The 25,818-nt window shown below is 50.8% G+C and carries 21 protein-coding genes and 1 pseudogene; 16 read left to right on the forward strand and 6 right to left on the reverse strand.

What is annotated here, in order from left to right:
* Positions 1 to 3 precede the first annotated feature (3 nt).
* The 6 genes from ABV298_RS06775 to ABV298_RS06800 all read left to right on the forward strand — a co-directional run bounded on the left by ABV298_RS06775 (position 4) and on the right by ABV298_RS06800 (position 8,295).
* Positions 4 to 924, forward strand: a complete 921-nt coding sequence (locus tag ABV298_RS06775) for a transketolase (protein WP_353721396.1) — start codon at positions 4 to 6, stop codon at positions 922 to 924.
* Entirely contained in the window at positions 921 to 2,615 is a 1,695-nt protein-coding gene (locus ABV298_RS06780) for a hypothetical protein (protein ID WP_353721397.1), read from the forward strand. The genes ABV298_RS06775 and ABV298_RS06780 overlap by 4 nt, the downstream gene beginning before the upstream one ends.
* A gap of 2 nt (positions 2,616 to 2,617) precedes the next feature.
* Positions 2,618 to 3,754 (forward strand): acyltransferase, encoded by a 1,137-nt coding sequence (locus ABV298_RS06785; RefSeq protein WP_353721398.1) that lies wholly within the window; start codon positions 2,618 to 2,620, stop codon positions 3,752 to 3,754.
* A 73-nt stretch (positions 3,755 to 3,827) separates the two neighbouring features.
* On the forward strand, positions 3,828 to 4,571 hold the full coding sequence (locus ABV298_RS06790; protein ID WP_353721399.1) for a glycosyltransferase family 2 protein: 744 nt from the start codon (positions 3,828 to 3,830) through the stop codon (positions 4,569 to 4,571).
* A gap of 11 nt (positions 4,572 to 4,582) precedes the next feature.
* Positions 4,583 to 7,261: a DUF3352 domain-containing protein gene (locus ABV298_RS06795; protein ID WP_353721400.1), complete on the forward strand. Its 2,679-nt coding sequence runs from the start codon at positions 4,583 to 4,585 to the stop codon at positions 7,259 to 7,261.
* 5 nt (positions 7,262 to 7,266) lie between these two features.
* Positions 7,267 to 8,295, forward strand: a complete 1,029-nt coding sequence (locus tag ABV298_RS06800) for a hypothetical protein (protein WP_353721401.1) — start codon at positions 7,267 to 7,269, stop codon at positions 8,293 to 8,295.
* On the opposite strand, the gene ABV298_RS06805 is transcribed toward ABV298_RS06800, so the two are convergent.
* The gene (locus tag ABV298_RS06805) at positions 8,292 to 9,548 is read right to left on the reverse strand and encodes a sodium:proton antiporter (protein ID WP_353721402.1); all 1,257 of its coding nucleotides are present in this window, start codon (positions 9,546 to 9,548) and stop codon (positions 8,292 to 8,294) included. The two genes, ABV298_RS06800 and ABV298_RS06805, sit on opposite strands and share 4 nt — an antisense overlap.
* Before the next feature lie 220 nt (positions 9,549 to 9,768).
* Between ABV298_RS06805 and ABV298_RS06810 the strand changes: the two genes are divergently transcribed.
* Both ABV298_RS06810 and ABV298_RS06815 read left to right on the forward strand, forming a co-directional pair.
* The gene (locus ABV298_RS06810; RefSeq protein ID WP_353721403.1) at positions 9,769 to 10,899 is read left to right on the forward strand and encodes a lipase family protein; all 1,131 of its coding nucleotides are present in this window, start codon (positions 9,769 to 9,771) and stop codon (positions 10,897 to 10,899) included.
* A 15-nt stretch (positions 10,900 to 10,914) separates the two neighbouring features.
* Entirely contained in the window at positions 10,915 to 12,645 is a 1,731-nt protein-coding gene (locus ABV298_RS06815; RefSeq protein WP_353721404.1) for a M14 family metallopeptidase, read from the forward strand.
* On the opposite strand, the gene ABV298_RS06820 is transcribed toward ABV298_RS06815, so the two are convergent.
* On the reverse strand, positions 12,646 to 13,482 hold the full coding sequence (locus tag ABV298_RS06820; protein ID WP_353721405.1) for a hypothetical protein: 837 nt from the start codon (positions 13,480 to 13,482) through the stop codon (positions 12,646 to 12,648).
* 180 nt (positions 13,483 to 13,662) lie between these two features.
* On the opposite strand from ABV298_RS06820, the gene ABV298_RS06825 reads away from it, so the two are divergent.
* Together ABV298_RS06825 and ABV298_RS06830 are read left to right on the forward strand one after the other, a co-directional pair.
* Positions 13,663 to 14,814, forward strand: coding sequence for a DEAD/DEAH box helicase (locus ABV298_RS06825; protein WP_353721406.1), 1,152 nt, complete (start codon positions 13,663 to 13,665; stop codon positions 14,812 to 14,814).
* Entirely contained in the window at positions 14,814 to 15,119 is a 306-nt protein-coding gene (locus tag ABV298_RS06830; protein WP_353721407.1) for a rhodanese-like domain-containing protein, read from the forward strand. The genes ABV298_RS06825 and ABV298_RS06830 overlap by 1 nt, the downstream gene beginning before the upstream one ends.
* 123 nt (positions 15,120 to 15,242) lie before the next feature.
* Here the strand turns inward: ABV298_RS06830 and dapF are convergent, their stop codons facing one another.
* Positions 15,243 to 16,022: a diaminopimelate epimerase gene (gene dapF, locus ABV298_RS06835; protein WP_353721408.1), complete on the reverse strand. Its 780-nt coding sequence runs from the start codon at positions 16,020 to 16,022 to the stop codon at positions 15,243 to 15,245.
* 295 nt (positions 16,023 to 16,317) lie between these two features.
* On the reverse strand, positions 16,318 to 16,680 hold the full coding sequence (gene rplS / locus ABV298_RS06840; RefSeq protein ID WP_353721409.1) for a 50S ribosomal protein L19: 363 nt from the start codon (positions 16,678 to 16,680) through the stop codon (positions 16,318 to 16,320).
* A 141-nt stretch (positions 16,681 to 16,821) separates the two neighbouring features.
* Between rplS and ABV298_RS06845 the strand changes: the two genes are divergently transcribed.
* Positions 16,822 to 18,303, forward strand: a complete 1,482-nt coding sequence (locus tag ABV298_RS06845; protein WP_353721410.1) for an NAD(P)H-hydrate dehydratase — start codon at positions 16,822 to 16,824, stop codon at positions 18,301 to 18,303.
* A gap of 63 nt (positions 18,304 to 18,366) precedes the next feature.
* Here ABV298_RS06845 and feoB read toward each other — a convergent pair.
* Together feoB and ABV298_RS06855 are read right to left on the reverse strand one after the other, a co-directional pair.
* Positions 18,367 to 20,503: pseudogene (feoB, locus tag ABV298_RS06850) on the reverse strand (ferrous iron transport protein B).
* A gap of 28 nt (positions 20,504 to 20,531) precedes the next feature.
* Positions 20,532 to 20,759 carry a FeoA family protein gene (locus ABV298_RS06855; protein ID WP_041735487.1) on the reverse strand — a complete coding sequence of 76 codons (228 nt, stop codon included), beginning with the start codon at positions 20,757 to 20,759 and terminating at the stop codon, positions 20,532 to 20,534.
* Between the two features lie 262 nt (positions 20,760 to 21,021).
* On the opposite strand from ABV298_RS06855, the gene ABV298_RS06860 reads away from it, so the two are divergent.
* The 5 genes from ABV298_RS06860 (at position 21,022) to ccsA (ABV298_RS06880) (ending at position 25,753) form a co-directional block, all read left to right on the forward strand.
* On the forward strand, positions 21,022 to 21,684 hold the full coding sequence (locus ABV298_RS06860) for a heme exporter protein CcmB (protein WP_353721411.1): 663 nt from the start codon (positions 21,022 to 21,024) through the stop codon (positions 21,682 to 21,684).
* A 44-nt stretch (positions 21,685 to 21,728) separates the two neighbouring features.
* The gene (gene ccsA, locus ABV298_RS06865) at positions 21,729 to 22,412 is read left to right on the forward strand and encodes a cytochrome c biogenesis protein CcsA (protein WP_353721412.1); all 684 of its coding nucleotides are present in this window, start codon (positions 21,729 to 21,731) and stop codon (positions 22,410 to 22,412) included.
* A 78-nt stretch (positions 22,413 to 22,490) separates the two neighbouring features.
* Positions 22,491 to 22,715, forward strand: a complete 225-nt coding sequence (locus ABV298_RS06870; protein ID WP_353721413.1) for a CcmD family protein — start codon at positions 22,491 to 22,493, stop codon at positions 22,713 to 22,715.
* Positions 22,716 to 22,721: 6 nt separating this feature from the next.
* Positions 22,722 to 23,156: a cytochrome c maturation protein CcmE gene (locus ABV298_RS06875; protein WP_353721414.1), complete on the forward strand. Its 435-nt coding sequence runs from the start codon at positions 22,722 to 22,724 to the stop codon at positions 23,154 to 23,156.
* Positions 23,153 to 25,753 carry a cytochrome c biogenesis protein CcsA gene (gene ccsA / locus ABV298_RS06880; RefSeq protein ID WP_353721415.1) on the forward strand — a complete coding sequence of 867 codons (2,601 nt, stop codon included), beginning with the start codon at positions 23,153 to 23,155 and terminating at the stop codon, positions 25,751 to 25,753. The genes ABV298_RS06875 and ccsA (ABV298_RS06880) overlap by 4 nt, the downstream gene beginning before the upstream one ends.
* Positions 25,754 to 25,818 lie beyond the last annotated feature (65 nt).

Here is a 25,818-nt window from a genome sequence, read left to right on the forward strand (position 1 = left end):
ACGATGAGAAAAGAATTTTCAACAGCCATAGAAGAGCTCGCAACGGAAGACGACTCGGTCATTTTCATTACGGGCGATCTTGGATATAACGCATTGGAAAATTTGCAGGCCAAAATGGGCAAGCGGTTTATCAATGCCGGTGTGGCGGAGCAGAATATGGTGGGTGTAGCCGCCGGGTTCGCACACAAAGGATATAAAGTATTCTGTTACAGCATCGCGCCATTTATCGTATACCGCTGTTTAGAGCAATTCCGCAACGATGTATGTTTCAACAACTTGCCTGTATTCCTGGTAGGTAATGGCGGCGGTTACGGGTATGGTATCATGGGGAGCAGCCACCATACCATCGAAGACCTGGCATGCCTGAGCGGCCAGCAGAATGCCCAGGTATGGGTACCTGCCTTCGCCGACGAGGTGGTACCGGTTGTGCGGCAAATCGCCGCCGATGCCCGCCCCGCGTACCTGCGCCTCGGAGCGGGTAAAACCACTCCTCCGAACAGTTATCTCACGGGGTCGTTTAAAGTAATACATCAGCCGGCAAATGCCGAAATGACAGTTTTTGCATTAGGCCCGATCGCCAATAATGTGCTGTCGGCGCTGGGGCTCGCCCCGGAGCTGGCCGGGAAAGTGAATCTAGTTACTGCATTACATTTCCCCCTCGAACTGACGGACGAACTGGTCACGCTGGTTAAAAAAGCACCGGCGATCCTCGTCGCCGAGGAGCACATCAGCACCGGCGGTCTGGCTCAGCAGCTTTCGGTCCAATTGCTGGAAAAAGGCATTTTTCCTTCGGTATTTAAAAGTCTGAAAGCGGAAGGCTACCCCAATAGCCGCTATGGCAGCCAAAGCTATCATCAGAAACTTTCCGGGCTTGACGCGGATTCGATCTTGTCGAGCATCAGCCAACTAATGATCACGGCATGACGAAAAAGGCTTTCACCATTATTCTGAGCCTGATCCTGCTGTTACCCGTCGCCATTTACTTCACGGTCTGGGATTACTATGCCATTAACATCCCCAAATGGGACGACCATGCGCTGAAAAACTTCATCGCCGAATATGCGCAGGCCGGCGACTGGCAGGGAAAAATCCGCGCGCTTTTCAAGCAGCATAACGAACACCGCATTGCTCTCACCAGGCTCTTTGCGTGGATCGATTACGCCGTTTTGGGGCACCTCAACTACCGACACTTGATGACCGCCGGCAACATATTGCTTCTGGCGGCTATTCCGCTTTGGTATGATCTGCTTAAAAAGAACAAAAAGCCGCTTTTTGCATTGGTACCCATCCCATTCCTGTGGATGACGCTGGCATTTTGGGAAAATATGTACTGGGGTATGGCTGCGGTGCAAAATCTCGGGGTTGTCACCCTTGTGCTCTGGACGCTATACCTGGTTATCAATCCCAAAGTACTGCCATTTACAGCGGCGATATTGCTCAGTGTAGTAACTGTACTTACCAGTGGCAATGGATTGATGGTCTTGCCCCTGGGCGCTCTTTTGCTCTTCCTTTCGCAGAACCGGAAGCGGTTTGCATTATGGCTGATTATAAGCGCCGCTGAGATATTCTGCTATTTCTATTGGTATACCAAACCTGAATCCAACCCCGAATCGAAGGCCAATATTGTACAGCTTGCAAAAGGCTATATGGCATTCCTGGGTTCTTTTGCCGAGTCCATTCCGGTACTCGATCATTTCAAGGTGTGCCTTTTTCTCGGTATCGTGCTGTTCCTGGTTGCGGTTTCAATCGCCTCCACTACCCTTTTCAGGATTCTACGAAATAAATATTCAGTCAAATTCGAGCGGACCACCGACTTGTTTTGCCTTGGCGTAATCCTGTTCATTCTCGGAACGGCGTTGATCGTGGTGTATACGCGGGCCGGTTTTGGACTGGAAGGGCTGATTACAAGCCGGTATAAAATCTATTCGGTACTTCTGTTGATCACGGCCTACATTTACGTAGTAGTCCCGATACGCGGCAGCTTCCTTTCGCCTTACATTACCGCTATTATCGCGTTGGCAGTCACATTTAATGTGTTCAGTTACCATTATCATCTGGTGGATGCCTACAATCTGAGAAAGCAGCTGGTAACGTGGCAGTTCAACTGGACATTTACGGATAAATCCCTGAAATATCCGGCAGATACGTCATTTACGGCTAACATCGTCGAGAAAACGCCCGTCATTTACGACAAATGGCTGCCGCTCATCGCCATTGCCGACCGCCAGAACTACGCCGGAAGCTCGCGCGGAATGGTCGACTTATATGATAAGACCACATTCGCGACAGATACCGCGTCTATTAAAGTAAGCAACACCACATTCACCAGCCAGCGTTTGCAGGACAGCGGCGTGTATGTGCTTTTGAGTTCGGACAAATGCTATTACATTTTCCCGGCCCTGCGTACGCGGAACACGAGCCGCAGGCAGCTGTTTCTGAAACAATATTACTTCGCCCCCGGCTTCTATGCCGACATTCCGTTTTCTGAAATGGACAAGGGCACCTACAAAGTGGCGCTCATCCATCAACAAGGAGATCAAACCGGCATTTTGTTCAAAGACCAGCGTGTGACGGTCAAAGAATCGCGTAAAAAAGAAGTGAAAGTTAACTGGTAACCATGCGCACCAATTCGGAAGGACACATTATTCAACTCGACGGCGTGCGCTTTATCGCGGTGGGACTGGTCCTGCTCGACCACCTGATCGTGGAAATCAATATCATCCCGTTTGGTGCGCTGGGGGTAACGATCTTTTTCGTCCTCAGCGGTTTCCTGATTTCCCGCATTCTGCTCAAAAGCAAGGAAAAGACGTACGGAACGCCCGGCGGCTTCAAAAAATACCTGCGTAAGTTCCTGATCCGCAGAACGATCCGCATTTTCCCGGTCTACTACCTGATCATCGCTTTGCTGTTCATCTTCAACGTGCCGCCGGTCCGCGAGAAGCTGGCCTGGCTCGCATTGTACGGGACCAACATTTATATTGCCCTGCACAAAACGTGGATGGGCTCAGTGGACCATTTGTGGTCGCTGGCCGTGGAAGAACAGGTGTACCTTTTCTTTCCCTTTCTGATATTCTTCATTCCAAAGAACAGACTGGTGCCTGTGCTGGGTTTAATGGGCATTTTCAGTATCCTTCTGCGCTTTTACATTTTCTACACCGGCAGGATACCCGGTACCAACTTCGTCACCATGGGCGAATGGACGGTCGCGTACGTATCCACGCCCGCATGTTTCGATTCTTTCGCATTGGGCGGGTTGATGGCCTGGACGCAGCTGTATAAGAATGATTTGTTTGTTAAATTCTTCAATAAGTCATGGCCGGTTCTGCTTGGATTACTGGGATGGGTACTGGTACAATGGTGGGCCAAATCGCTCGCGCAGCCTTTCAACTTCCCGTACGTGGTGCTCGACAGAACCATGTCGTCCATTTTCGGGTTTATGCTCATAGGACGCGCTGTGATGGGTTTCAGGGGCTGGATGGCCGCGTTTCTTGAAAATCCGGTGTGTATTTATCTTGGCAAAATCAGCTATGGCCTGTACCTGTACCACAATTTTGTTTACAACCACTTTCACAGCGGTCCCATGCACCCGACGGTCAGGCTTTTCCGTAAAATCTATCAATATATCCCCAGTCTCGAAGGCAATATCGCGTTCGAAGCAACAGTCGTGGTAGCGCTCACTGTCTTAGTGGCGTCGGTTTCCTGGCACTTTTTCGAGAAACCGATTAACGCCCTGAAAGACAAGTACGCTTACTAAATAATGGACCCCCATAGCCCGGTTACAGGCTTTATTTATTAATTTCGCGCAACCATACCAAATACGCTTTTGCATGTCATATCTTCTGAGTATAGTAATGCCCGCATACAATGAGCAGGATTGTATCGAAAAAGTAGTTTATAATTGGACCTCCTTCCTCAAAACCAAATTTCCCAACGATAACACTACCCTGATCGTCATCAATGACGGATCGAAAGACAACACGAAGGTATTGCTGGATAAACTGGACGCCGAAATCGACAACCTCACGGTGGTGCACCAGAAAAACGGCGGGCATGGTAATGCGGTCGTAAACGGCTACCGCAAAGCGCTGGAACTGGGTTCGGAATACGTGTTTCAGACCGACAGTGACGACCAGTTCGTTTCCGAAGATTTTGACAAGCTCTGGGAGAAACGCTCTCAGTCGCAATTCATACTGGGCTATCGCCAGGTACGGCATGACGCCGGTGTACGCCTTTTTATCACGAAATTCCTTCGCGGGACCATTTCCGCTGTTTATGGCACATTTATCATGGACAGCAACATCCCGTTCCGCCTGATCAAAGGAACATTCCTGAAAAAACTGATGGCCCAGCTGCCCAACCCGGAACCGTTCGCTCCGAATATCTTCCTGGCTGTGATGGCTAAAAAATCGGGACAGGAGCTGTTCGACATCCCTATCACCCATAAAGACCGGGAAACCGGCACCGTTTCGATCGTGAAATGGAACCTGTGGAAAGTTTGTATCCGAAGCTTTAAAGAACTCTTGCGGTTTCGCCTCGAACTAAATGATAAAGTGAAAGCGATCCGCGCTTAAAAAACAGGCTTGTGTCGAAAAAAAAACTGATTGCTATCCTGCTGGTCGTCATTATCGCGTCAGCAGGATATTTCCTGTTCAGATGGTCGAGGGGCTCGTCGGCGGCCTGGCAATTCATCCCGTCCAATGCCGTGGTGGTAATTACCAGCGAGCATTTGCAGGATTCGGCCTATACGGCCACGGAGGCCGCTCTCGATCTTAAACGGCTTCCTCTTCTCGACATCGCCAGCGATAACCTGACATTGCTTAACCTGCTGACGAAGGATTCCCAAAAGCTCAAAACGTTCCTGAAAGGCAAAACGCTCTCCTACTCCTACCACCCGCGCACGAGTACCGAATGGGGCGTAATTATGTACATTCCGGTGACGGACGACGAAGCCAAATGGCTCGCCAGCCCCCAGCATGCCAACATCCGGCTTTTGCATCACAACTTCCAGGACCATCGCATCACCGACGCCATCGACGCCAATTCGCGGCCGCTGTTTTCCTATCTGGTGAAAGACCATTACCTGGTTGTCAGCTATTACGGCGACCTCGTCGAAGATGCCGTCCGCGCCTCCTCGCTCAATATCGGTTCTTTCCGGCTGCGCTCCCGCTTCTCGAACATCAACGATTCGGATTACGGAACAAGCCTTTACCTGCGTACGGATGCCTGGAAATCGGTAATGTCCATGGAGAATGTGGCCACGTTGGCGGAGTTTGGAAAGAGCTTCCCGACTTATCAGGATTTTCATATTGAAAAAGCCGAAAATAAGGGAAATCTCGTGATCAAATCGGACGGTGCCGATGCTCCGGACTATTATCTGACCGATCTTTTCAAAGACAATCCCGGCGTTCCGTTTACCGGGCACAAGCATATTTCCCAGCAAACCTCCTTTTTGTACCGCGCGGCGGCGGCGGATAAGGCGGCGTTCAAAGCCGCTTTTTCCAAATGGCATAATAAATACAAGTCGCCCGCCCTGGACAAGCTTAATTATTATATTTCGGGCGAAAGCAACCTGCTGACCGATAACATCGGTTCTGAATTTGTACTATGCCAGCTCGAAGAAAACAACAGCATTACCGACGGCAAAATCCTGCTGACCGAATTTTCAAATTACGACAAAGTGAGGCCCGTGCTCCAAAAGCTCGCAAGACTGGCAAATCAGGAAAGCAACGTTTCGGCGGACCAGTACCAGGGCTACGACATTTATGCGATACCTATTCCCGAGCTGCCTTTGGGCTTGTATGGGCCGCTTTTCACGGGTTTTCCCCGCAGCTATATTACCTATGTGGCGCCTTACCTGGTGATCAGCAACAATTCACAGGTTTTGCAGAACTACATTGTCGACTACGAAAACCAGATTACCTGGAAGCAATCCCCCGAATACGACAGCGTGCTCACGAATGTCAATCACGAAGCCCAACTGGCGATGATCGTGAACCTGCGGAAGGCGCAATCGGGAGAAGAAACACAGGTAAGCAAAAAATACAGCGACCTGACGGCCAAGATCGAATCCATTACCCTGCAATGCCGTTTCGACGGCAGTGAAGCCTTCCCCGAACTCACGTTCCAACCCAAAAAACGGCAAACCGCGAGCAAGGTGCTCAATCGTACTTTCCTGAACATCGACATCGAGTGGCCGGACATCTACGATTCGGAACTGGCCGCTTTGCAGAACCCGATCGACGGCAGCTCGGAAATATTGCTAACCGACAAGGAGCACAACCTGCTCAGAACAAATAACCTCCGTGAGGGAAAAACCGAAACCATCGCGAAACTGAACGGACCGATCGGCACCTCGGCTTACAAGGTCGACTTTCTGAACATCGGCCGCCAGCAACGCATTTTCGCAACGGGGCGCACGGTATATGCACTGGATGAAGACGACTCCACGAACGTCTCCACATTCCAGGCACATTTGCCCGCTTCCGACGCCATTTCCGCGTTGTACCTGATCGACGGCGGTGAAGACGGCAGTAACAGGTTTATCGTCAAGAGCTCCGCCGAAGAGCTGTTTGTATGGGAAAGCGTGACGCGTCCGCTCAAACGTCTCAACCATTCGGTGCGCTTCGACAAGATCGTCGGGCCGGTGGTGGCGCTGAACCAGATAGGCAACAGAGGGTTTATCGTGACGCAACAAAACGGGAAAATTTATCTGCTCAAAGAAAACGGCACCGTGAGGCCCGGCTTCCCGGTCGATATCCTGACACGGGCGGAAAGCCCTTTCACGTGGGCGCAGAACCCGCAGACCGGCCAGCCCGAACTCGTGGGCGTGAGCGTTTCCGGGGAGCTGATCCGCATCAGCCTTGATGGCAAGATCACATCGCGGAAGCAATTGCTCCGGCCCGAACCCGGCTCCCGGTTTCGGATTCTTTTCGACCGCAATTCGCTGGATTGGATATTGGTGCGGTCGGTCAACTCCAAAACCGCCATTATTACCAAAGACGGGCGCGAGTTGTTCGAAATCAAGGATATTTTACCCAATGCGGTGATCCAATACCATTTCTTCGGGGTCGACAACAGGTTTATCACCATCAAATCGGGCAGTTATACGACGGTTTTCGATATGAATGGAAAGCGCCTGGGCGACAAAGCGATCCCGTCGGAAATGCCGGTGCAGCTTACTTACCAGCCGGGCTATTATAAATTACTGATATTCAGCCGGTCGGAAAAGAAAATTCAGGTTTGGTCGATCAAGTTGAGATAATGTCTATGAAAATTCTGAGATATATTGTTCTGGCCATTGGCTGCCTTATCTGGATTGTGGGGCTCAGCCCGTCCATTTTGCCCTGGCTTTGGAAAGAACAAATCGTGGAAGACGGTTATCAATACGGCGATTTGTACAAATTATCGACGCTCTCCGCATTTCGCGATCCCCGTAAGCATTGCACGGGCTACCTCCCACCAGCCAGGCCCGAATCGCCCAAAAAAGTACATTTATACATTATCGGGGATAGTTTTACGGAAAAAGGCCGTGTAGGGAAGGCCGATTTTGCCGTCGATGAATACACCTACGTGCATCTCGCCGATTTTCTCCATATCAAACTCGATACGGCGGAGCATAATATCCTGCTGATCGAAACCGTCGAACGTCACTTCCGGCAGCGGTTCGCCACCGAGCTCACCGTACTCGTGCCGGATACGGCCACATTCGTTGCAAAAGTGGGGCCCGGAAAGTTCGTCCATCGGCTCGACGAAGCGTTCAGCGGAAAGCACACCGCCGACCGGCTCGACGGCTTTCTCTTTCAAAACGACCTTGCATTGCGCATAAAGGAATGGAAATCCGATTTCAACCACCGCTTTTTCGACCGCGAGGCTTCGGGCGTCACATTGGTGAACAACGACCGCGATATGGTGTATTACATGGATACCGACACTCCTGAAATTACGTCCGCCTTCACGCCTGTACGCACAACGGAGCTCGATTCGATGATCGCTAACCTAAATGCGAGCCGCAATTTCGCGGATTCGCTGGGTTTCGACAACGTCATACTGTCCATTATTCCAAACAAGGTTTCCGTTCTCAGCCCCGGTTATGGCCGGTATAACAACCTCATAGAGAGGATATACAACCATCCCGGGCTTGAAATGCCCTACATCGACATCCTGCCCGATTTTCGCCGAATGGGCCGTTCGGCCTACCTGAAAGGCGATTCGCACTGGACCTGCGAGGGACAAACACTCTGGCTGAACAAGGTAAATGCGTTGATTAACCGGCTCGTCGGCGGTCCGGCTTCCTAAACGGTCGCTTCTTCCTCGTTGGCAAACCGGTCGGTGAGCTTGCCTACGGTGAGCCCCTGGACAATGATCGAGAACAGTACTACAAAATAGGTGATCGCAAGCAGCAAGTCCTTATTCAGCTCCTGGTCGATGGACAGCGCCAGCGCGATGGACACCCCGCCGCGCAACCCTCCCCACACCAATATCGCAATCGACTTTTTACCGAAACGGGTCCTGAACGGGATCAGTTTGACGGGAATGTAAATTGAAATGAAGCGTGCCGAAAGTACTACCGCGATGGCAATCAATCCCGCCCAGCCATATTGCTTCATATCCGGGATCAGCAGCAATTCAAAACCGATGATCAGGAACAGGATCGCATTCAGGATTTCGTCGATCAGCTCCCAGAACTTGTCGATATAGTCGCGCTCGGTGTCCGAAACCGCACCGGGGTTTTTACCGTAATTCCCTACGACCAGCCCGGCCGCCACCATTGCCAGCGGGCCTGACATATGCAACGCCTGCGCCGCCAGGTGCCCGCCCATCACGATGGCGAGCGTAATGAGCACATGCACATTGTAGCCATCTACCCGATACATCATTTTAGAACCCAGAAAACCCAGCAGCAACCCAAGCATAATGCCGCCCAATGCTTCTTTCACAAAAAGCGTCGCAATGCCCGCGAACGAAGTATTCACCTCTTCGCCACGTGCCAGTGCGAGCATGAGGATAAACACCACTACCGCCATACCGTCGTTGAAAAGCGATTCGCCGGCGATCTTGGTTTCAAGCGATTTGGGAACACCGGCCTGTTTGAGAATACCCAACACCGCAATGGGGTCGGTAGGCGAAATCAATGCCCCGAAAACGAGGCATTGTATTAACGGAATGGTTATACCGACCAACGGCAAAATGTTGTACATCAGAAACCCAATCACAAAGGTCGAAATGACTACACTGACAGTCGAAAAGATAATTACCGGCAGTCGCTGTTCGCGCAGGTCTTCCAGATGCAAATGAATGGCGCCTGCAAAGAGCAGGAAATTAAGCATGGCGCCCATGAGTATTTCGGTCAGATCGACGCTGGCAATGAGTGTCGAAATACGGATAAATGTGCGGGGAAAAATGCTGTCGGTCGCCAGAAGTCCCAGCGAAACCATCAATGCGATCACCATTACGCCAATGGAAGGCGGTAGTTTCAGAAACCGCGAATTGAGGTACGCGAATATTGCGGAAAGGACGATCAGTATCGAAAATGAATAGTAAAGCTCCATGAAAATATTTTTTAGGCTAACCAAAAATAGAAAATTACAGGCCCGCATTCAAGGCGGATAGGGTTGCACGGGCAAACTCTAATGGTATTCTAATTTAAAAGAAACCTTCTGAAACGTGTCCGAAATGCGATTTGAAAGCCCTCGAAATCCGGTTGCATCGATTGTTTTCCTACATTAGTAAACCAAAGGTTGCCTCTTATTCAACGCTTCGCTATCAACTATGCAAAAGACCTTTAACCTGTGCCGGACCAGGCCTCTCCTTTTCATTATGTTCGGCATGCTCGCCGCTCAACCGGCATTTCCACAGGTAGGAAAATTAAAACCCGGTTTCGATAAAGCCGAATATCAGGAGCTCGTTTACATCCACGCCCTGCTATACGACACCACCATGACCAACCGGCAGAAGTTCAAAGTACCGCGGCCGGCCCATTCCGACTCCATTTACACCTCCCCTGTGATGGGCCTCGACAACCGATGGGGCCTTTGGAAGACCAGATCTTCGGTGGGTATCATCAACCTTCGCGGCACGACCATGAATGCCGTAGGCTGGCTCGAAAACTTTTATGCCGCCATGGTACCCGCCCGCGGGGAGCTGAAAATCAGCAATGACTATACATTCAAATACCATCTGGCGGATAATCCGAAAGCGGCAGTGCACATTGGCTGGCTCGTGGGCACAGCCTTTCTGGCCAGGGATATTGTCCCAAAGATCGACTCCATGTACAAAACCGGCGTCAGGGATTTCCTGATCATGGGCCACAGCCAGGGCGGTGCGCTCAGTTATCTGATGACGGCGCATTTGCATTCGCTTCAAAAACAGGGGACATTGCCCAAAGATATCCGTTTCAAAACTTACGCCAGCGCTGCGCCCAAAGTGGGCAATACCTATTTTGCCTACGAGTACGAGCATCTGGTCGACGGCGGCTGGGGCTATAATGTGGTCAACTCGGCCGACTGGGTACCGGAAGTACCGTTCTCGGTGCAAATCCTCAGCGATTTCAACAACACCAACCCGTTCAAGAACATCGACGGCATTATCAAAAAGCAAAAGCTCATTGCGCGTATCGGTATGCGCCACGCTTACAAGGGTTTGAGAAAACCCAGCGAAAAAGCACAGCGCAATTACGAAAAGTACCTTGGCAGGTATGCCGGTAAAATTGTATCCAAAAACCTGCCCGAATACCAGTCGCCCGATTTTTACAAAAGCAGCAATTACGTCCGTACCGGCCCGACCGTCTTGCTATTGGCGGATGAGGCCTATTACAGCCAATTTCCCGACTCCGACCAGCAGATATTTGTCCACCATGGCCTGCAACCCTATCTTCATTTGCTCGAACAATACAAATACTGACATCCGCCCATTTTTATGCATTTCCGACTGACATTCATCCTGCTGGCTCTCGCATTCAACGTGGCGGCCCAGTACCAGACCCGCTTTGAAAAGAGCGGCGGCAAGCAAACACCGACCTACGAGGAAGGCATTGCATTTTACCGGCAACTGGCCAAAAATTTCGCGCAGGTACAAATGCAGGAAAAAGGCCTTACCGACAGCGGCAGGCCCTTACATTTGGTATTGTATTCAAAAAACAAGGTCTTCGACATCCAAAAGCTGAAAGCGCAGGGGAAGGCGGTTTTATTGATCAATAATGCCATTCATCCCGGCGAACCCGACGGCGTGGACGCGTCGATGCTCCTGCTACGGGACATCCTCGTGAACCCTGCCAAATTTCCGGAGTTGGACAGCGTGTTGGTAGCCATTATCCCTTTCTATAACATCGGCGGCGCATTGAACCGCAATAGCACCACACGCACCAATCAGAACGGCCCGGAAGAATATGGTTTCAGGGGGAATGCGAGGAATTACGATTTAAACAGGGACTTTATCAAATCGGACACCCGCAATGCGCGGAGCTTCGCAGCTATTTTCCACGAACTCGACCCGGACCTTTTCGCGGATACGCACGTGAGCAACGGGGCGGATTACCAGTATGTGATGACGCTCGATTATGCCCAGAAAGACAAGCTGGGCGGTCCGTTGGGTGAGTTCAACGACAAGGTGTTCCTGCCCTATATGTACAAGCATTTAAAAGAAGCGGGATTCGAGGCGACGCCCTATGTAAATGCTTACGGACAAACGCCCGACAAGGGTTTTGTCCAATTCCCCGACTGGCCGCGCTATTCTACCGGTTATGCCGCGTTGTTTCATACCATCGGCGTGATGACCGAAACGCACATGCTGAAACCTTACGACCAGCGCGTCAGATCGACTTATGCCTATTTGCATGGCAATATCAAATTCCTCGCCGCTCACCGGAAAGCCCTTCTTAAACTTCGGAGAGAAACGAAAGAAGCCGTGAAAACGCAGGAAAAATTCGCCGTTAGCTGGCAGGTCGACAAGTCGAAACAATCCACCATCGCATTCAAAGGCTATGAACCTGAATATATTACCAGTGAAGTCAGCGGCTTACCGAGATTGCATTACGACCGGTCTAAGCCGTTTACGAAGGACATTCCGTTTTACGACACCTACGTTCCGCTCGACGTGGTCACTCGTCCCGAGGCCTACGTCATCCCTCAAGGCTGGCATCATGTGACCGGGCTGCTGCGTTTGAATGGCGTAAAAATGAATGCGCTGGAAAAGGATTCCGTAATACAGGTCGAAACGTATTACATCGAAGAGCTGGAAACGCCCAAACAGCCTTTTGAAGGGCATTACTGGCACACTTCGGTGAAGTTAAGGACCGAAAAGCAGAAGCTGACGTTCAGAAAAGGAGATTGGTACATCCCTGTCAATCAATGGACAAACCGCTACATCGTCGAAACCCTCGAACCTAAAGCGGTGGATTCCTTTTTTAAATGGAATTTCTTTGATACGATTTTACAAGCCAAGGAGCATTATTCCGGCTATGTTTTTGAAGATCTGGCCTCGGAACTGCTCAAAAAATCGCCGGAACTGAAAGCAAAGCTGGACGAAAAACGCAAAGGCGATCCCGAATTTGCCCAAAACGGCAATGCCCAGCTGGATTTTATATACCGGAATTCGGACTACACGGAAAAGGAATATATGCGCTATCCCGTTTTCCGCGTCGTGAAATGATCAGAACCGGAAACCCAGATTGAAATTGAACTCGCCGGTGATTTCCATACCTCTGGTTTTATAAACCTTCGATCCGAACTTCTCGCGGTCGATGTACCGCGGGCCTACGCCGGCATTCAGGCCGATCTGGAAATGTTTTGTGATCTGAAAGTTGACGTAATTATTGACGATCATGCCCATCCGGAAACGTTCCCTTTCTTCCTCCCGCGATGTGTAGACTTGCGTCGCGGGGTCGTAATCCGTATAGTTATTCCAGCGTTTGCCCATACCGGCATAGAGCGTAGGCCCTACGGCGTAAGTAACGCGTTTTTGGCCGAACGGATAAACTTTCAAGCTCGGCGAAAAATAGTACATCTCCTCGTTGTTGGAGTTTTCCGAACCCATAGGGAAGTAATAGCTGTCTGCCACCGTGATTGTAAACGGTAAAAGCAATCCGAAATAGCCGTTTTTACCCAGAATCCTTTCATAGCTGATCCCGAAGCCCGGGCCGCTGTCGAGTGCTTTGAAAGGGGAAACATCTATTTTGTTTTTGCCAAATTCCTCATCCTGAACGATGGGGGAATTCTGTTCGCGTCCACGGTCGGCGCTGCGCTCCCGGCGCTTGTCGAACCAGATCGTCTGACCGTTCCCGAACTCGATACGCAGCAGTTCATTCTTCCTGACCACGAAGTTGGCCGCATTGGCTTCCTGGCTGATCTTGTACAAAACCCGGTCGATACCGACTTCGACTACCTTTCCTTCAATGATAGAGCCGTTTTTACGGACCAATATATCCTGGGCCTGAGCCACTGCAAAGAAGAGGGATAATAGCAATGCGAGAGTAAGAATTCTGCCCATAGTATAGCTGTGTTGATGGCTAATGATCAAATTTAGAGGATTACTGACTACTTTTGTGAAGTATAACCACTGAACGTTTAAAAGTATAGTTCTGTTATACCCACGGCCACAATGGCCAATCATACTATTCGGGCTGCGTTTAGAAAGTTAAAAAAAATTGGCAGCCATTAAAAAGACCAGATGACATTTCAGGATTTAAAACTCATAGAGCCGATTAAAAGGGCTCTCCAAGAAGAAGGATACACCACTCCCACTCCCATTCAGGCCAAAGCTATTCCGGTTATTTTAGAAAGTAAAGATTTGCTGGGCTGCGCACAAACAGGCACCGGCAAGACTGCCGCTTTTGCGATTCCGATGTTGCAGTTGCTGCATGAAAACCCCGTTGGGAAATTCGAAAGGAGCCGTATCCGCGCATTGATTCTAACCCCTACCCGCGAGCTGGCGATCCAGATCGGCGAGAGCTTCGCTGCCTACGGGCGTCATACGCGGGTGAGGCATACGGTTATCTTCGGTGGCGTGGGCCAAAAACCACAGACCGACGCGCTGCAAAAAGGCGTCGATGTACTCATTGCCACTCCCGGCCGGTTACTGGACCTGATCAACCAGGGATTCATTAAATTGAACCAGCTGGAATTTTTCGTACTCGACGAGGCCGACCGGATGCTCGACATGGGTTTTGTGCATGATGTGAAGAAGGTGATCAAACTTTTGCCGAACAAGCGCCAGTCGCTGTTTTTCTCGGCCACAATGCCTCCGGCGATCGTGACATTGGCAGGGACCATTCTGCGAAACCCGGTAAAAGTGGAAGTAACCCCGGTTTCTTCTACGGCGGATACCATCCGTCAATCGGTGTTTTTTGTAGATAAGTCAAATAAAAACTCGCTGCTGCTGCATATTCTACAAGATGAATCCATTGCTACGGCACTGGTGTTTACCCGAACCAAACATGGGGCTGATAAAGTAGTGAAAGTACTGCGCAAGGCAGGCGTGACCTCGGAAGCCATTCACGGCAACAAGTCGCAAACCGCCCGCCAGAACGCGTTGAAAAACTTCAAAAATCAGACAACCCGCGTGCTTGTAGCCACCGACATCGCCGCGCGGGGCATCGACGTCGATGACCTCACGCATGTGATCAATTACGAAATTCCGAACATTCCGGAAACGTACGTCCACCGCATCGGTCGTACGGGCCGTGCCGGCGCGAAGGGCATTGCATTGTCGTTCTGCGACAAGGAGGAAAAGCCTTATCTCAAAGACATTCACAAGCTGATCGCCAAAAATATCCCGGTAGTGAACGATCACCCGTTCGCGGCGGTCAGACAACCCGCTTAATGGAGAAAAAAACCTTTTCCGACATCGATCTCGGGCTGGCACTCACATTAGCGAAACAGCCCGGTGCCGTGCTCGTGGATGTGCGGGAAAACTGGGAATTTGAAGAGTTCAACGAAGGGGGGATCAACATTCCGCTAGCCGAAATAAGGCAAAAGCGGGATTTGCTGGCTCCTTACAATACCATTGTGGTGATCTGCACCAATGGCGTCCGCAGCAAGGTCGCCGCGATGGACTACTGCCGCGTCCCCGAATGGACCGATAAGCGGATTTACCACGTAAAAGGCGGTATTATCGAGTCGGAATAACGGAGTTGAAAGTTTTAAGTTTAAAGTAGAAAGCAAAGTAAAAAGTAAAGCCTCGCAAATCATCGACTTGCGAGGCTTTACTTTTTACTTAAAACTCTAAACTTTAAACTTTAACTCTAAATTCTAAACTTTCAAAGTACCTTCAAAAACGCGCACTGCGGGGCCTATCAGGTAAATATCTTTAAACTGTCCTTCGCCTACCTCCCGGTATTCGACAGCCAGCGTACCACCGATCGTCTCGACCGTCACCGGGCTTGCCCAGCCTTTACGGAGATGTGCGGATAATGCGCAGGCGGTTACGCCCGTTCCGCAGGAAAAGGTTTCGTCTTCCACGCCCCGCTCGTAGGTACGTACGCTGAGGTGGTTGTCTTCAATCACTTCGACAAAGTTCACATTCGTACCGCCTTGCGGGCCGTACACGGAGCCATAGCGAATCTCGCTGCCGATGTTCACAACATCCGCTTCGTGAATATCGTCCACATAAGTCACATAATGCGGCGAGCCGGTGTTCATGAAATCATATTCCTCGTATTGTTCCACACCATTCACATTCGACATTTTCAGGCGGATCGTGTCGCCCGAAACCGTCGCTTCGTGCTCGCCGTCGACGGCTATAAATTTGGTACTATCCTTGAAAAGGCCCAGGTCGTTCGCGAAACGCACTACACAGCGGCCGCCATTGCCGCACATGCTGCCCTCGCCGCCATCCGCATTGAAATACACCATGCGGAAGTCGTAACCTTCGGCATTTTGGAGGAGGATAAGGCCATCGGAACCGACCCCGAAGCGGCGGTGGCAGATCGAGGCGATCAGTTCTTTTGAAGCTGGGAATTGCAGGTCACGGTCGTCGATCATGACGAAGTCGTTGCCGGTACCCTGGTATTTATAAAATGGGATAGTCATAGCAATACAAATATTTGCAATCAATCAGACCTCAATCAATTTTATCTAGGCAATTTTATTCTGATCAATTCTATTCTAATCAATTCCCGTCAGTTAAAACTGACGGCAAGCGATATTTTGATTTTTAGGGATACTGAATTTCAAAATCTTAATTCTTCTCCAGTCCCGTCAGTTTCAACTGACGGCGGGGTTTTGTTTTTTGAACAAAATCAGACTGATTTTGTTCAAAAAACAAAACCCCGCAAGAAAAATTCGCTTGCGGGGTCTTAAAATTTCGTGCCGAAGATCCTTTGGATTACTTCGCGGATTTAAGCTCTTTAATACGAGCGGCTTTACCCTGACGGCCACGCAGGAAGAACAGACGTGAACGACGTACCTTACCACGACGGATAAGCTCGATTTTCGCGATGCTTGGTGAAAGGATCGGGAAAACACGTTCCACACCGATACCGTTTGAAATTTTACGTACCGTAAAAGTTTCACCGCTACCGTTTACGTTGCGACGCTGCATTACGGTACCCTGGAACTGCTGGATACGCTCTTTGTTACCTTCACGGATTTTCACGTGAACGTTAATCGTGTCGCCTGATTTGAAATCAGGATACTCGGATTTACGATTTTCAATCGTAGCTTCAACGAGTTTAATAAGTTCGCTCATGACGAGTGATTTTATGGATTTAAAATGATAGCTTGCTTCCAGCGGACGGGGTGACGCCCCTTCATTCAAAACAGCTTTTGAGAAAACGAGTGCAAAGCTAGCATTATTTGTCCGTAAGAAAAAGCTTTTCGCGTGATTATCATGAAGATTTTCAATGTAGAACAGATCCGGGCAATGGACGCCTACACGATCGCACACGAGCCCATTGCCTCCATCGACCTGATGGAACGTGCTTCCCAGGCATTTGTACGCTGTTTTTGTAATCAATATGTAAATACCCGCCCTGTCGCCGTTTTTTGCGGCAAGGGAAACAACGGCGGCGACGGCCTGGCAATCGCCCGCATTCTGAGCGGCCTTGGTTATGATGTACAGGTTTTCGTGGTCGAATATACCTTGCAGGCAACCGACGATTTCCGGCAAAATTTGGCGCGGCTCGGCAACCACCTCACACCGCGCCGGATCCATTCCGAAAACGATCTTCCGCAACTGGGCAAGCAGGTCGTCTGCATCGACGCGTTGCTGGGTTCGGGCCTGTCGCGGCCGGTCGACGGCCTATTAGCCATTGTGATACGGTATTTAAATGACCTGCCTAATCGGCTAATCGCTGTCGACATCGCCAGCGGACTCTTCACCGATCGGCCCAACGACCCTTCCGACATCATCATTAAACCCAAATACACCATTACATTCCAGTTGCCGAAACTCGCATTCCTGCTTCCTCAGAATGCGGAATACGTGGGCGAATGGCATGTGGTCGATATTGGCCTTAGCCCGGAATATATTGACCAAACAGCCACGCCTTTCCATTTCACCGGCAAGTCGGAGGCCGAAAAGCGCATTAAACCGCGACAGAAATTTTCGCACAAAGGCACCTACGGCCACGCGGTATTGATCGCCGGAAGCTACGGAAAAATGGGGGCCGCGGTTTTGTCGGGAAAAGCCTGCCTGCGTTCGGGTGTGGGCCTGCTCACCATGCATGTGCCCGCGTGCGGGTACGAGATTGCGCAAATCTCCATCCCCGAAGCGATGACGACCGTGGATGAGTCCGAAAAGTACATTAGCAAAGTGCCGGACCTTACCTCGGCGACAGCTATCGGCATCGGCCCGGGACTGGGCCAGGACGCCGCGACTGTAAAAGCGCTCGAAAAAGTACTCGAACAGGCCAGGGTACCTGTCATCATCGATGCGGATGCATTGAATATCCTATCGGGCAATCGGCATTTGCTTTACAAACTGCCGGAAAACACGATATTAACGCCACACCCAAAAGAGTTTCAAAGGCTTGCGGGCGAAAGCAGTAACGAATATGAGCGACTGGAAAAAGCGCAGGCATTTGCCGCCAAATACAAAGTAATTCTCTGTTTGAAAGGCGCCAATACCGCCGTTATTCTTCCCCATGGCGACGTCCATTTCAACTCGACAGGCAATCCGGGCATGGCCACCGGCGGTACCGGCGATGTACTCACCGGCATTATCACCAGCCTTCTCGCCCAAAAATACCCACCTGCCGATGCCGCCATTTTAGGTGTATACCAGCACGGCCTGGCCGGCGACCGTGCCGCCGAAGCCCGCGGACAAACGGCGCTCATCGCTTCCGATGTGGTAGAGCACCTGGGTTGGTAGGCAGGCCACAAAAAGAAGATATCGCAAGCATCCTATTCCTTTAACTTTCAACTCAACACGCCTTTAACTCAAAACCTGATAAACCACAAACGCCGCCCCGTATGCCAGCGTCATCAAATACGCCAGCTGGATCAACGGCCATTTCCAGCCGTGGGTCTCGCGATAAACTACCGCGATGGTGCTCATACACATCATCGCGAAAACGTAGAACATTAATAGCGAATAGCAGACGGCCGGCGTGAACATCGGGCCGCCCGTTTCAGGGTTTTTCTCCTGAATAAGCCTCTGTTTTACCGTAAGCACATCCTCGGTATCGCCGCTGATGCTGTAAATCGTCGCCATAGTCCCCACAAACACTTCCCGTGCCGCGAAAGACGCAAGCAATGCAATCCCGATTTTCCAGTCGTAACCCAAAGGCCGGATCACCGGCTCGATAAAACGGCCGAATTGCCCCGCGTAAGAGCTTTCCAATCGCGCTGACGCGACGGCAGCGTCGATTTCCTCCTGTGGCGCCGCATTCATGGAAGCGACCACCTGCTGTTCCGCCACGTCCATGCTGTCGCCGGGACCGTACGATGCGAGCACCCAAAGTATAATGGATATCGCCATAATGACTTTACCCGCTTCGAGCACAAAGGATTTTACACTTTCATACATCATAAAACCGACATGCCCCCAGCGTGGCAGCTTGTAGGAAGGCATTTCGAGCATAAAATAGCTGGGTTCTTTTCTTGGAATAAAAAGCGACAACAACCACGCCGACCCCAATGCGCCCAGCAATCCGAGCAGGTAAAGTCCGAACAATGCGATCCCCTGCATATTAAATATGCCGAGCACCTTCGTTTCCGGCACTACCAATGCAATTAATATGGTAAAAATCGGCAGACGGGCCGAGCAGCTCATGAGCGGGGTCACCAGGATCGTGAGCAGGCGTTCATACCGGCTGCTGATGCTACGGGTGGTCATGATGGCAGGCACCGCACAGGCCACACCGGAAATGAGGGGGACCACGCTGCGTCCGTTGAGCCCGAAGCGGCGCATGAGTTTGTCCATAATCACCATGACACGGGCCATGTAGCCCGATTCTTCGAGGATGGCGACCAATGCGAAAAGAATGGCGATTTGCGGAATGAAGATGATAATGCCCCCCGATACCGGCCATGATACCGTCGGTAATGAGGTCGTTCAGGACGCCCTGAGGCAATGCATTTTTCGTCCATTCGATGGCGGCCGCGGTGCCGGCGTCGATCATGTCCATCGGGTAGGATGCCCAGGCGAAAATGGCCTGGAAGACGATCAGCAATACCAATGCGAATGTGACATAACCCCAGACGCGGTGCAGGAGAACGCTATCCAGCTTGCGGGTCCAGTAAGGCTGCTCGACGGAGCCTTCCGATTTGACCGCCCTGGAAACGATCGGTTTGATCTTCTCATAGCGCGCGACGGTCTCGTTCGCGAGGAAATTATTCTCGTCGAAACCATATTTTTCGATCAGCGCATCCAGCCTGGCCCTTACCGGTTGTTCGAGGAACGAGAAATTATCGTGCTGACACACATATTGCAATGCCACATAGTCATTGTCCAGCTTGTGAATTTCCTTTACCTCGTTGATCAGCCCGATTTCACTTTCCTTGGGTTCATAGAAGTACTGCAAGGCCGGCTTCTCCGTGCGCCCGGCAACCTGTTTGATAGCCTCCTTCAAGCCCTTCATGCCCTCGCCTGTACGCGCATTGATACGCACAACGGGCACATTCAACTGCATGGCGAGTTGCACGGCATTCACGGACAGGTTCATGCTTTCGGCCACGTCGAGCATGTTCAATGCCAATACCGTGGGGATGCCCAGGTCGTTAATTTCCGTGAAAAGCAGCAGGTTTCGTTGCAAATTGGAAGCATCCGCCACGATCACCACCACATCGGGAAAATCGGGATGCTTGGGGTTCGCGAGGATGTCCATCACCACCGTTTCGTCCCGCGATTTGGGATATATACTATATGTGCCCGGCAAATCGACCAGCGTCACATGCGCGTCGTCATGGCCATTGGCACCTGCAATACGGAATGTACCTGATTTTTTCTCGACCGTCACACCCGGAAAATTGCCCGTTTTCTGGCGCATTCCGGTGAGTGCGTTAAATAGCGTCGACTTGCCGGCATTCGGGTTACCTACCAGCGCAACTTTAATATTTCCCTGTTTCAATGGAGAGGCTGTATGCGGAACGCAATCTTCACTCTAATTCAATCACTGCGGCTTCGTTCAGACGCAACGACAGGCTGTAATTCCCGCCGACGTTGATGCAGATCGGGTCACCGAAGGGCGCAATCGCGTCCAGCCGCACTTCGCAACCCGGCAAACAGCCCATTTCGAGCAGTTTGAGGGACATCGCGCGGTCTGTAAATGATTTGATTATGCCTTTTTCACCCTTTTTAAGGTGGGAAACGGTACGAGCCGACATACGTTCCTTATTTAGATTCATTTTATTTAAAGTACAAATAAAGCACTCTCAGACGGTAAATCAAACTTTACTTCATCTAATGTGCCTGCCGTTTGCCAAATCATTCAAAATCGTGACTGTTTTATTATTTCCCTCGGGCTTTGTGTCGTACTTTTGCAGCGCGAAACGAAGTACCTCTATAACGGGGAAAACGTGAGCCGGTTACATTATAACAGCAAAATGAAGGCCGGAAGCCGAAAGCCGACAGCCTGAACCAATCACCTTGAACGAGATTAAAACCCTGATCTGGAAAGAAGTGACACTCGAATGGCGCCAGAAATACGCGCTGAGCGGCATGTTGCTTTATGTGGTCAGCACGGTGTTTGTTTGCTACCTCAGCTTTAATCTCCGCCGGAACCAGCTGACGCCGATTGTCTGGAATACCTTGTTCTGGATTATCCTGCTCTTCACGGCTGTGAACGCCATTGCCAAAAGCTTCTCGCAGGAACGTTACGGACGGCTGCTTTACTATTACAATTTGTGCAGCCCTCAGGCCATTATCATTTCCAAAATCATTTACAACTCATTGGTAATGGCAGTATTGTCGGTTCTGGGATTTGCTTTTTACGCATTTGTCATGGGTAACCCGATACAGGACAACGGCCTCTTTTCGATTTGTATCCTGCTGGCATCCACCGGTTTTGCTTCCGTACTCACGCTCATCGCGGGCATCGCGTCCAAGGCCGACAATAGCGCCACGCTCATGGCCGTACTCAGTTTCCCGATCATCCTGCCAATGCTGCTGATGACGATCCGTTTGGCCAAAAATGCCATGGACGGGCTCGACTGGTCGGTGAGCACCGATGAAATCACCACACTATTATCGATCGATCTGATAGTAATTACGCTCTCCTACTTGCTTTTTCCTTATTTATGGAGAAGCTGAAAAACAGCAGGTTACAGGGCACAACTTTTAAAGTTTTAGTTTAAATGAGAAAGATCTGGTGGAAAATCCTCTGTGTCGTGATCATCTTTTATGTGATCATCATGGGATTTGTCGGTCCCGTTCCACGCCTCGCCATTATCAATGAAAGTATCCGCAATACGTATTTCCACGTAGCGCTCTGGCTCGCCATGACCACGTTATTACTGCTGTCGATGGTGTTTTCGATCCGCTACCTGATGAAAGGGAATATCAAAGACGACGACATTGCCAGCGAAGTAGCCAAATCGGCCATTTTCTTTGGCATACTCGGCTGCCTGACCGGCTCGGTTTGGGCCAATTACACCTGGGGCGATCCCTGGCCGAACGATCCGAAGCTGAATGGCGCGGCCGTAGGTATCCTGATTTACCTCGCCTATCTGCTTCTGAGAAGCTCTTTCGAGGACGAGCAGCGCCGTGCGCGGATTTCATCGGTTTATAACATTTTCGCATTCGCCGTTTTCATCCCGATCATTTACATTCTGCCCCGCCTCACCGACTCGTTACACCCCGGCAGCGGCGGCAACAGCACGTTCGGGTCTTATGATTTCGATAATAACATCAGAAAGGTTTTTTATCCGGCGGTGATCGGTTATATCCTGCTCGGATTGTGGATTGCGGAGCTTCGCATCCGCATTAAGCAGATCAACCGGGTCCGTGAAGAAGCACTGATCAACTCGGGCAAACTCTGAGCATTTTGCCCCGATTTGGGCTTTCTACAAACGTTTCAAGGCAAATTTTCGTTAAGGTTTAGTTCACTGATATATACAATGAAAAGAATTTCCCTCATCCTCCTGATCTTGCTGGCCATTTGCGGCAACGCGTTCGCGCAGGCAGGCGATACCTCCGTGGAGATGGCCGACAGGCTCCGCGCGGACGGCAAAATCTGGGTCGTAGTGGCGGTAGTGGCCGTAGTTTTCGCGGGATTGGCGATCAACCTCTTCCGTATCGATTCCAAGTTGAAAAAGATTGAAAAAGACCTCAATATCAAGTAAGCCCCTATGAAAAAGATACAGATATTCGGATTGGTGATCATCGCGGTTGCAATTGGTATTATCGTTTCGACGGCCGGTGACGCAAGTACCTACGTCGATTTCACGAAGGCCAAAGAAATGGCGGCGGATGGCGACAATGAAAGCATTCACGTCGTAGGCAAGCTCAAAAAAGACGCTTCCGGCCAGATCCTTGAAATGGAATACCGGCCGGAAATCGACCCTAACCTGTTTGTTTTCACATTGGTAGACAATAACAATGTGGAACAAAAGGTGGTATATAAAAACACGAAACCGCAGGATTTCGACAAATCCGAGCAGGTGGTCGTAGTAGGTAAAATGCAGGACGGCTCGTTCTCTGCCGAAAAAATCCTGATGAAATGCCCGTCGAAATACGAGAACGGTAAAATGGAAACCACGGAACATACCGCGAAACAATCATGATTCACAGTACGATCGGAAATGCAGGGCACCTGCTGGTTATAGTCGCATTCGTGTCGGCCATCCTGGCGACCTTCGCCTATTTCAAGGCGGGTATCGCGGGCGGAACGGTGGAAGAGACGCAGACCTGGAAAAAGTTTGCGCGCGGCGTATTCTGGGTGCATTTGGCAGCCGTGATCGGCGTGGTATTCTCGCTCTACTGGATCATCGGTAACCACTATTTCGAATACCATTACGCGTGGAAAAACTCGTCGCTGTCGCTGCCGACGGGCTATACCATTTCCAGCTTCTGGCAGGACCAGGAAGGAAGTTTCCTTCTTTGGATTTTCTGGAATGTGGTACTCGGCGCGACATTGATCTTTACCAATCGCTCGTGGGAGGCGCCGGTCATGACCGTGTTTGCATTGGTACAGGCATTTCTGACTTCGATGATCCTCGGCGTGGTGATCCCCGGCCTTGACCTGAAAATCGGTTCGACCCCGTTCCTTCTGCTCAAAGAGGTAATGCCCGACCTGCCGGTTTACAAAATGGACCCGGATTTCATCCCGAAAGACGGTAACGGCCTCAACCCGTTGTTGCAGAACTACTGGATGGTGATCCACCCTCCTACCCTGTTCCTCGGCTTCGCCAGCACGCTGATCCCGTTCTCGTTCGCGATTGCGGGGCTTTGGAGCAAAAGGATCAATGAATGGATCCGCCCGGCATTACCATGGTCGCTGTTTTCGGCGCTTGTATTGGGTGTAGGTATTTTAATGGGCGCTTACTGGGCTTACGAAACGCTCAATTTCGGTAGCTACTGGAACTGGGACCCTGTCGAAAACTCCTCTTTTGTGCCCTGGCTGGTTTTGGTGGCTGCCGTGCACGTGATGATCATCGCCAGGAGGAATGCGACGGCGCTGAAAACGTCGTTCATTCTGACAATCGCCACATTTATTCTCGTTCTTTATTCGACATTCATGACGCGCAGCGGCGTGCTCGGCAATGCTTCGGTACACTCGTTTACCGACCTTGGCCTTTCCGGTCAGTTGCTGATCTATCTGTTCACGTTCATGATCGTCTCGATCGGCCTGCTGGTTTACCGCTGGAAATCGCTGCCGAGCGATGAAGAAGAGGTTTCGACCTATTCTCAGGAGTTCTGGATTTTTATCGGTGCTACTTTGCTTTGCCTTTCCGGCTTCCAGATCATCGCCACTACTTCCATTCCGGTTTATAACAAAATCGCCGAGGCGTTCGGTACGGTGCTGAACATGGCGTTGCCCGCCGACCAGGTAGCGCATTACAACAAGTTCCAGCTCTGGTTCTTCGCATTGATCATCGTCCTTACCGGTGTAGGCCAGTATTTCTGGTGGAAAAAAACCGGTAAAGGCAAGTTACAGGCATTGTACAACCCACTATTGGTGGCATTGCTGATCAGCGCGGCGGTAATTACCCTCAAACAGGTGCGCGATATTCAGTATATCGTCATGCTGACCACCGCGATTTTCGCGATCGTAGCGAATGGAAATATCCTGCTCAACATTATCCGCGGCAACTATAACCTCTCCGGCGGCGCGATCACACACATCGGTGTCGCGCTGATGCTGATCGGGATTTTGTTCTCGTCGGCATACACCAAAGTGGTTTCGATCAATAACTCCGGCCTGATGATTTCCCGCAGCGAGGAATTTACAGCCAACGACAACAAGGAAAACAAGGAGAACATTACCCTCTGGCTCAACAAGCCCGAGAAAATGGGCGATTATATGCTCACATGGCGCGATGTGCGGGTGGAGCCGCGCCACATTCCAGGTTATATTCCCAAGAGCTGGGTTGACATCATTGAGGGCGATTTCCGCGCGGTGGCATTACGCGATATCGAGGTAAATGGCCGGAAATACAACAAAAAAGGCGATACGCTCGAAATTTTCCCCGAAAACTTCTATTACGAAATCGAATACCGCGAGCCTTCGGGCAAGATATTCACGCTCTTCCCGCGCGTTCAGATTAACCCGCGCATGGGCGGCATTGTATCTTCACCGGATATCCAGCGGAAGGTCGACAAGGATTTGTACACCTACGTTTCGATGGTGACCAACCCTACCGCCGAGCCCGTCTGGAGCCAGACGGAGAGCTTTACCGTAAACCTTCGTGACACCTTCTTCGTGAACGACTACGTGGCTATTCTCGACAACGTCGTGCGCACCGAAGATGTGGAAGGTATCAAGCTCGGTCCGGGCGATGCGGCTGTAAAGGCAATCATTCGCGTACTCGATAAAGACAAGGAGTTCGTCATAACGCCATCCTTCGTGATCCGCGATCGCATGGTGGCGCGCAAGCCGGAGGTGAGCGACGAGTTGGGCATGCGTATCCAGTTCAACGAAATCAACCCGCAGACGGGCCAGTTTACATTCGGTGTCAATACCACGCAGCGCGATTTTATCGTCATGAAAGCAACCGAGAAACCATTGATCAATATTCTGTGGCTGGGTACATTCGTGCTGGTAATCGGCTTTGTAATGGCTACGATCCGCCGATTCAGGGATTTTGTCAAAATGCGTAACAAGGAAAGCGCACCAAAGGAACCCAAGGCGAAGGTGAAGCCGAAAGTGCAAACCGCGTAAGCAATTCATTTGAAATACATTATCAAAGCGGTCCGGCTACCATTGCGGGGCCGCTTTGCTTTTTT

It is taken from the genome of Dyadobacter sp. 676 (assembly GCF_040448675.1).
Lineage (GTDB): Bacteria > Bacteroidota > Bacteroidia > Cytophagales > Spirosomataceae > Dyadobacter.

Coding starts and splice junctions, on each gene's coding strand:
- ABV298_RS06815 (WP_353721404.1), top strand. CDS start 10,915: ATGCATTTCCGACTGACATTCATCCTGCTGGCTCTCGCATTCAACGTG.
- ABV298_RS06790 (WP_353721399.1), top strand. CDS start 3,828: ATGTCATATCTTCTGAGTATAGTAATGCCCGCATACAATGAGCAGGAT.
- ABV298_RS06780 (WP_353721397.1), top strand. CDS start 921: ATGACGAAAAAGGCTTTCACCATTATTCTGAGCCTGATCCTGCTGTTA.
- rplS (WP_353721409.1), bottom strand. CDS start 16,680: ATGAGCGAACTTATTAAACTCGTTGAAGCTACGATTGAAAATCGTAAA.
- ABV298_RS06830 (WP_353721407.1), top strand. CDS start 14,814: ATGGAGAAAAAAACCTTTTCCGACATCGATCTCGGGCTGGCACTCACA.
- ABV298_RS06820 (WP_353721405.1), bottom strand. CDS start 13,482: ATGGGCAGAATTCTTACTCTCGCATTGCTATTATCCCTCTTCTTTGCA.
- ccsA (WP_353721415.1), top strand. CDS start 23,153: ATGATTCACAGTACGATCGGAAATGCAGGGCACCTGCTGGTTATAGTC.
- ABV298_RS06800 (WP_353721401.1), top strand. CDS start 7,267: ATGAAAATTCTGAGATATATTGTTCTGGCCATTGGCTGCCTTATCTGG.
- ABV298_RS06810 (WP_353721403.1), top strand. CDS start 9,769: ATGCAAAAGACCTTTAACCTGTGCCGGACCAGGCCTCTCCTTTTCATT.
- ABV298_RS06870 (WP_353721413.1), top strand. CDS start 22,491: ATGAAAAGAATTTCCCTCATCCTCCTGATCTTGCTGGCCATTTGCGGC.
- ABV298_RS06855 (WP_041735487.1), bottom strand. CDS start 20,759: ATGTCGGCTCGTACCGTTTCCCACCTTAAAAAGGGTGAAAAAGGCATA.
- ABV298_RS06875 (WP_353721414.1), top strand. CDS start 22,722: ATGAAAAAGATACAGATATTCGGATTGGTGATCATCGCGGTTGCAATT.
- dapF (WP_353721408.1), bottom strand. CDS start 16,022: ATGACTATCCCATTTTATAAATACCAGGGTACCGGCAACGACTTCGTC.
- ABV298_RS06825 (WP_353721406.1), top strand. CDS start 13,663: ATGACATTTCAGGATTTAAAACTCATAGAGCCGATTAAAAGGGCTCTC.
- ABV298_RS06775 (WP_353721396.1), top strand. CDS start 4: ATGAGAAAAGAATTTTCAACAGCCATAGAAGAGCTCGCAACGGAAGAC.
- ABV298_RS06805 (WP_353721402.1), bottom strand. CDS start 9,548: ATGGAGCTTTACTATTCATTTTCGATACTGATCGTCCTTTCCGCAATA.
- ABV298_RS06845 (WP_353721410.1), top strand. CDS start 16,822: ATGAAGATTTTCAATGTAGAACAGATCCGGGCAATGGACGCCTACACG.
- ABV298_RS06785 (WP_353721398.1), top strand. CDS start 2,618: ATGCGCACCAATTCGGAAGGACACATTATTCAACTCGACGGCGTGCGC.
- ccsA (WP_353721412.1), top strand. CDS start 21,729: ATGAGAAAGATCTGGTGGAAAATCCTCTGTGTCGTGATCATCTTTTAT.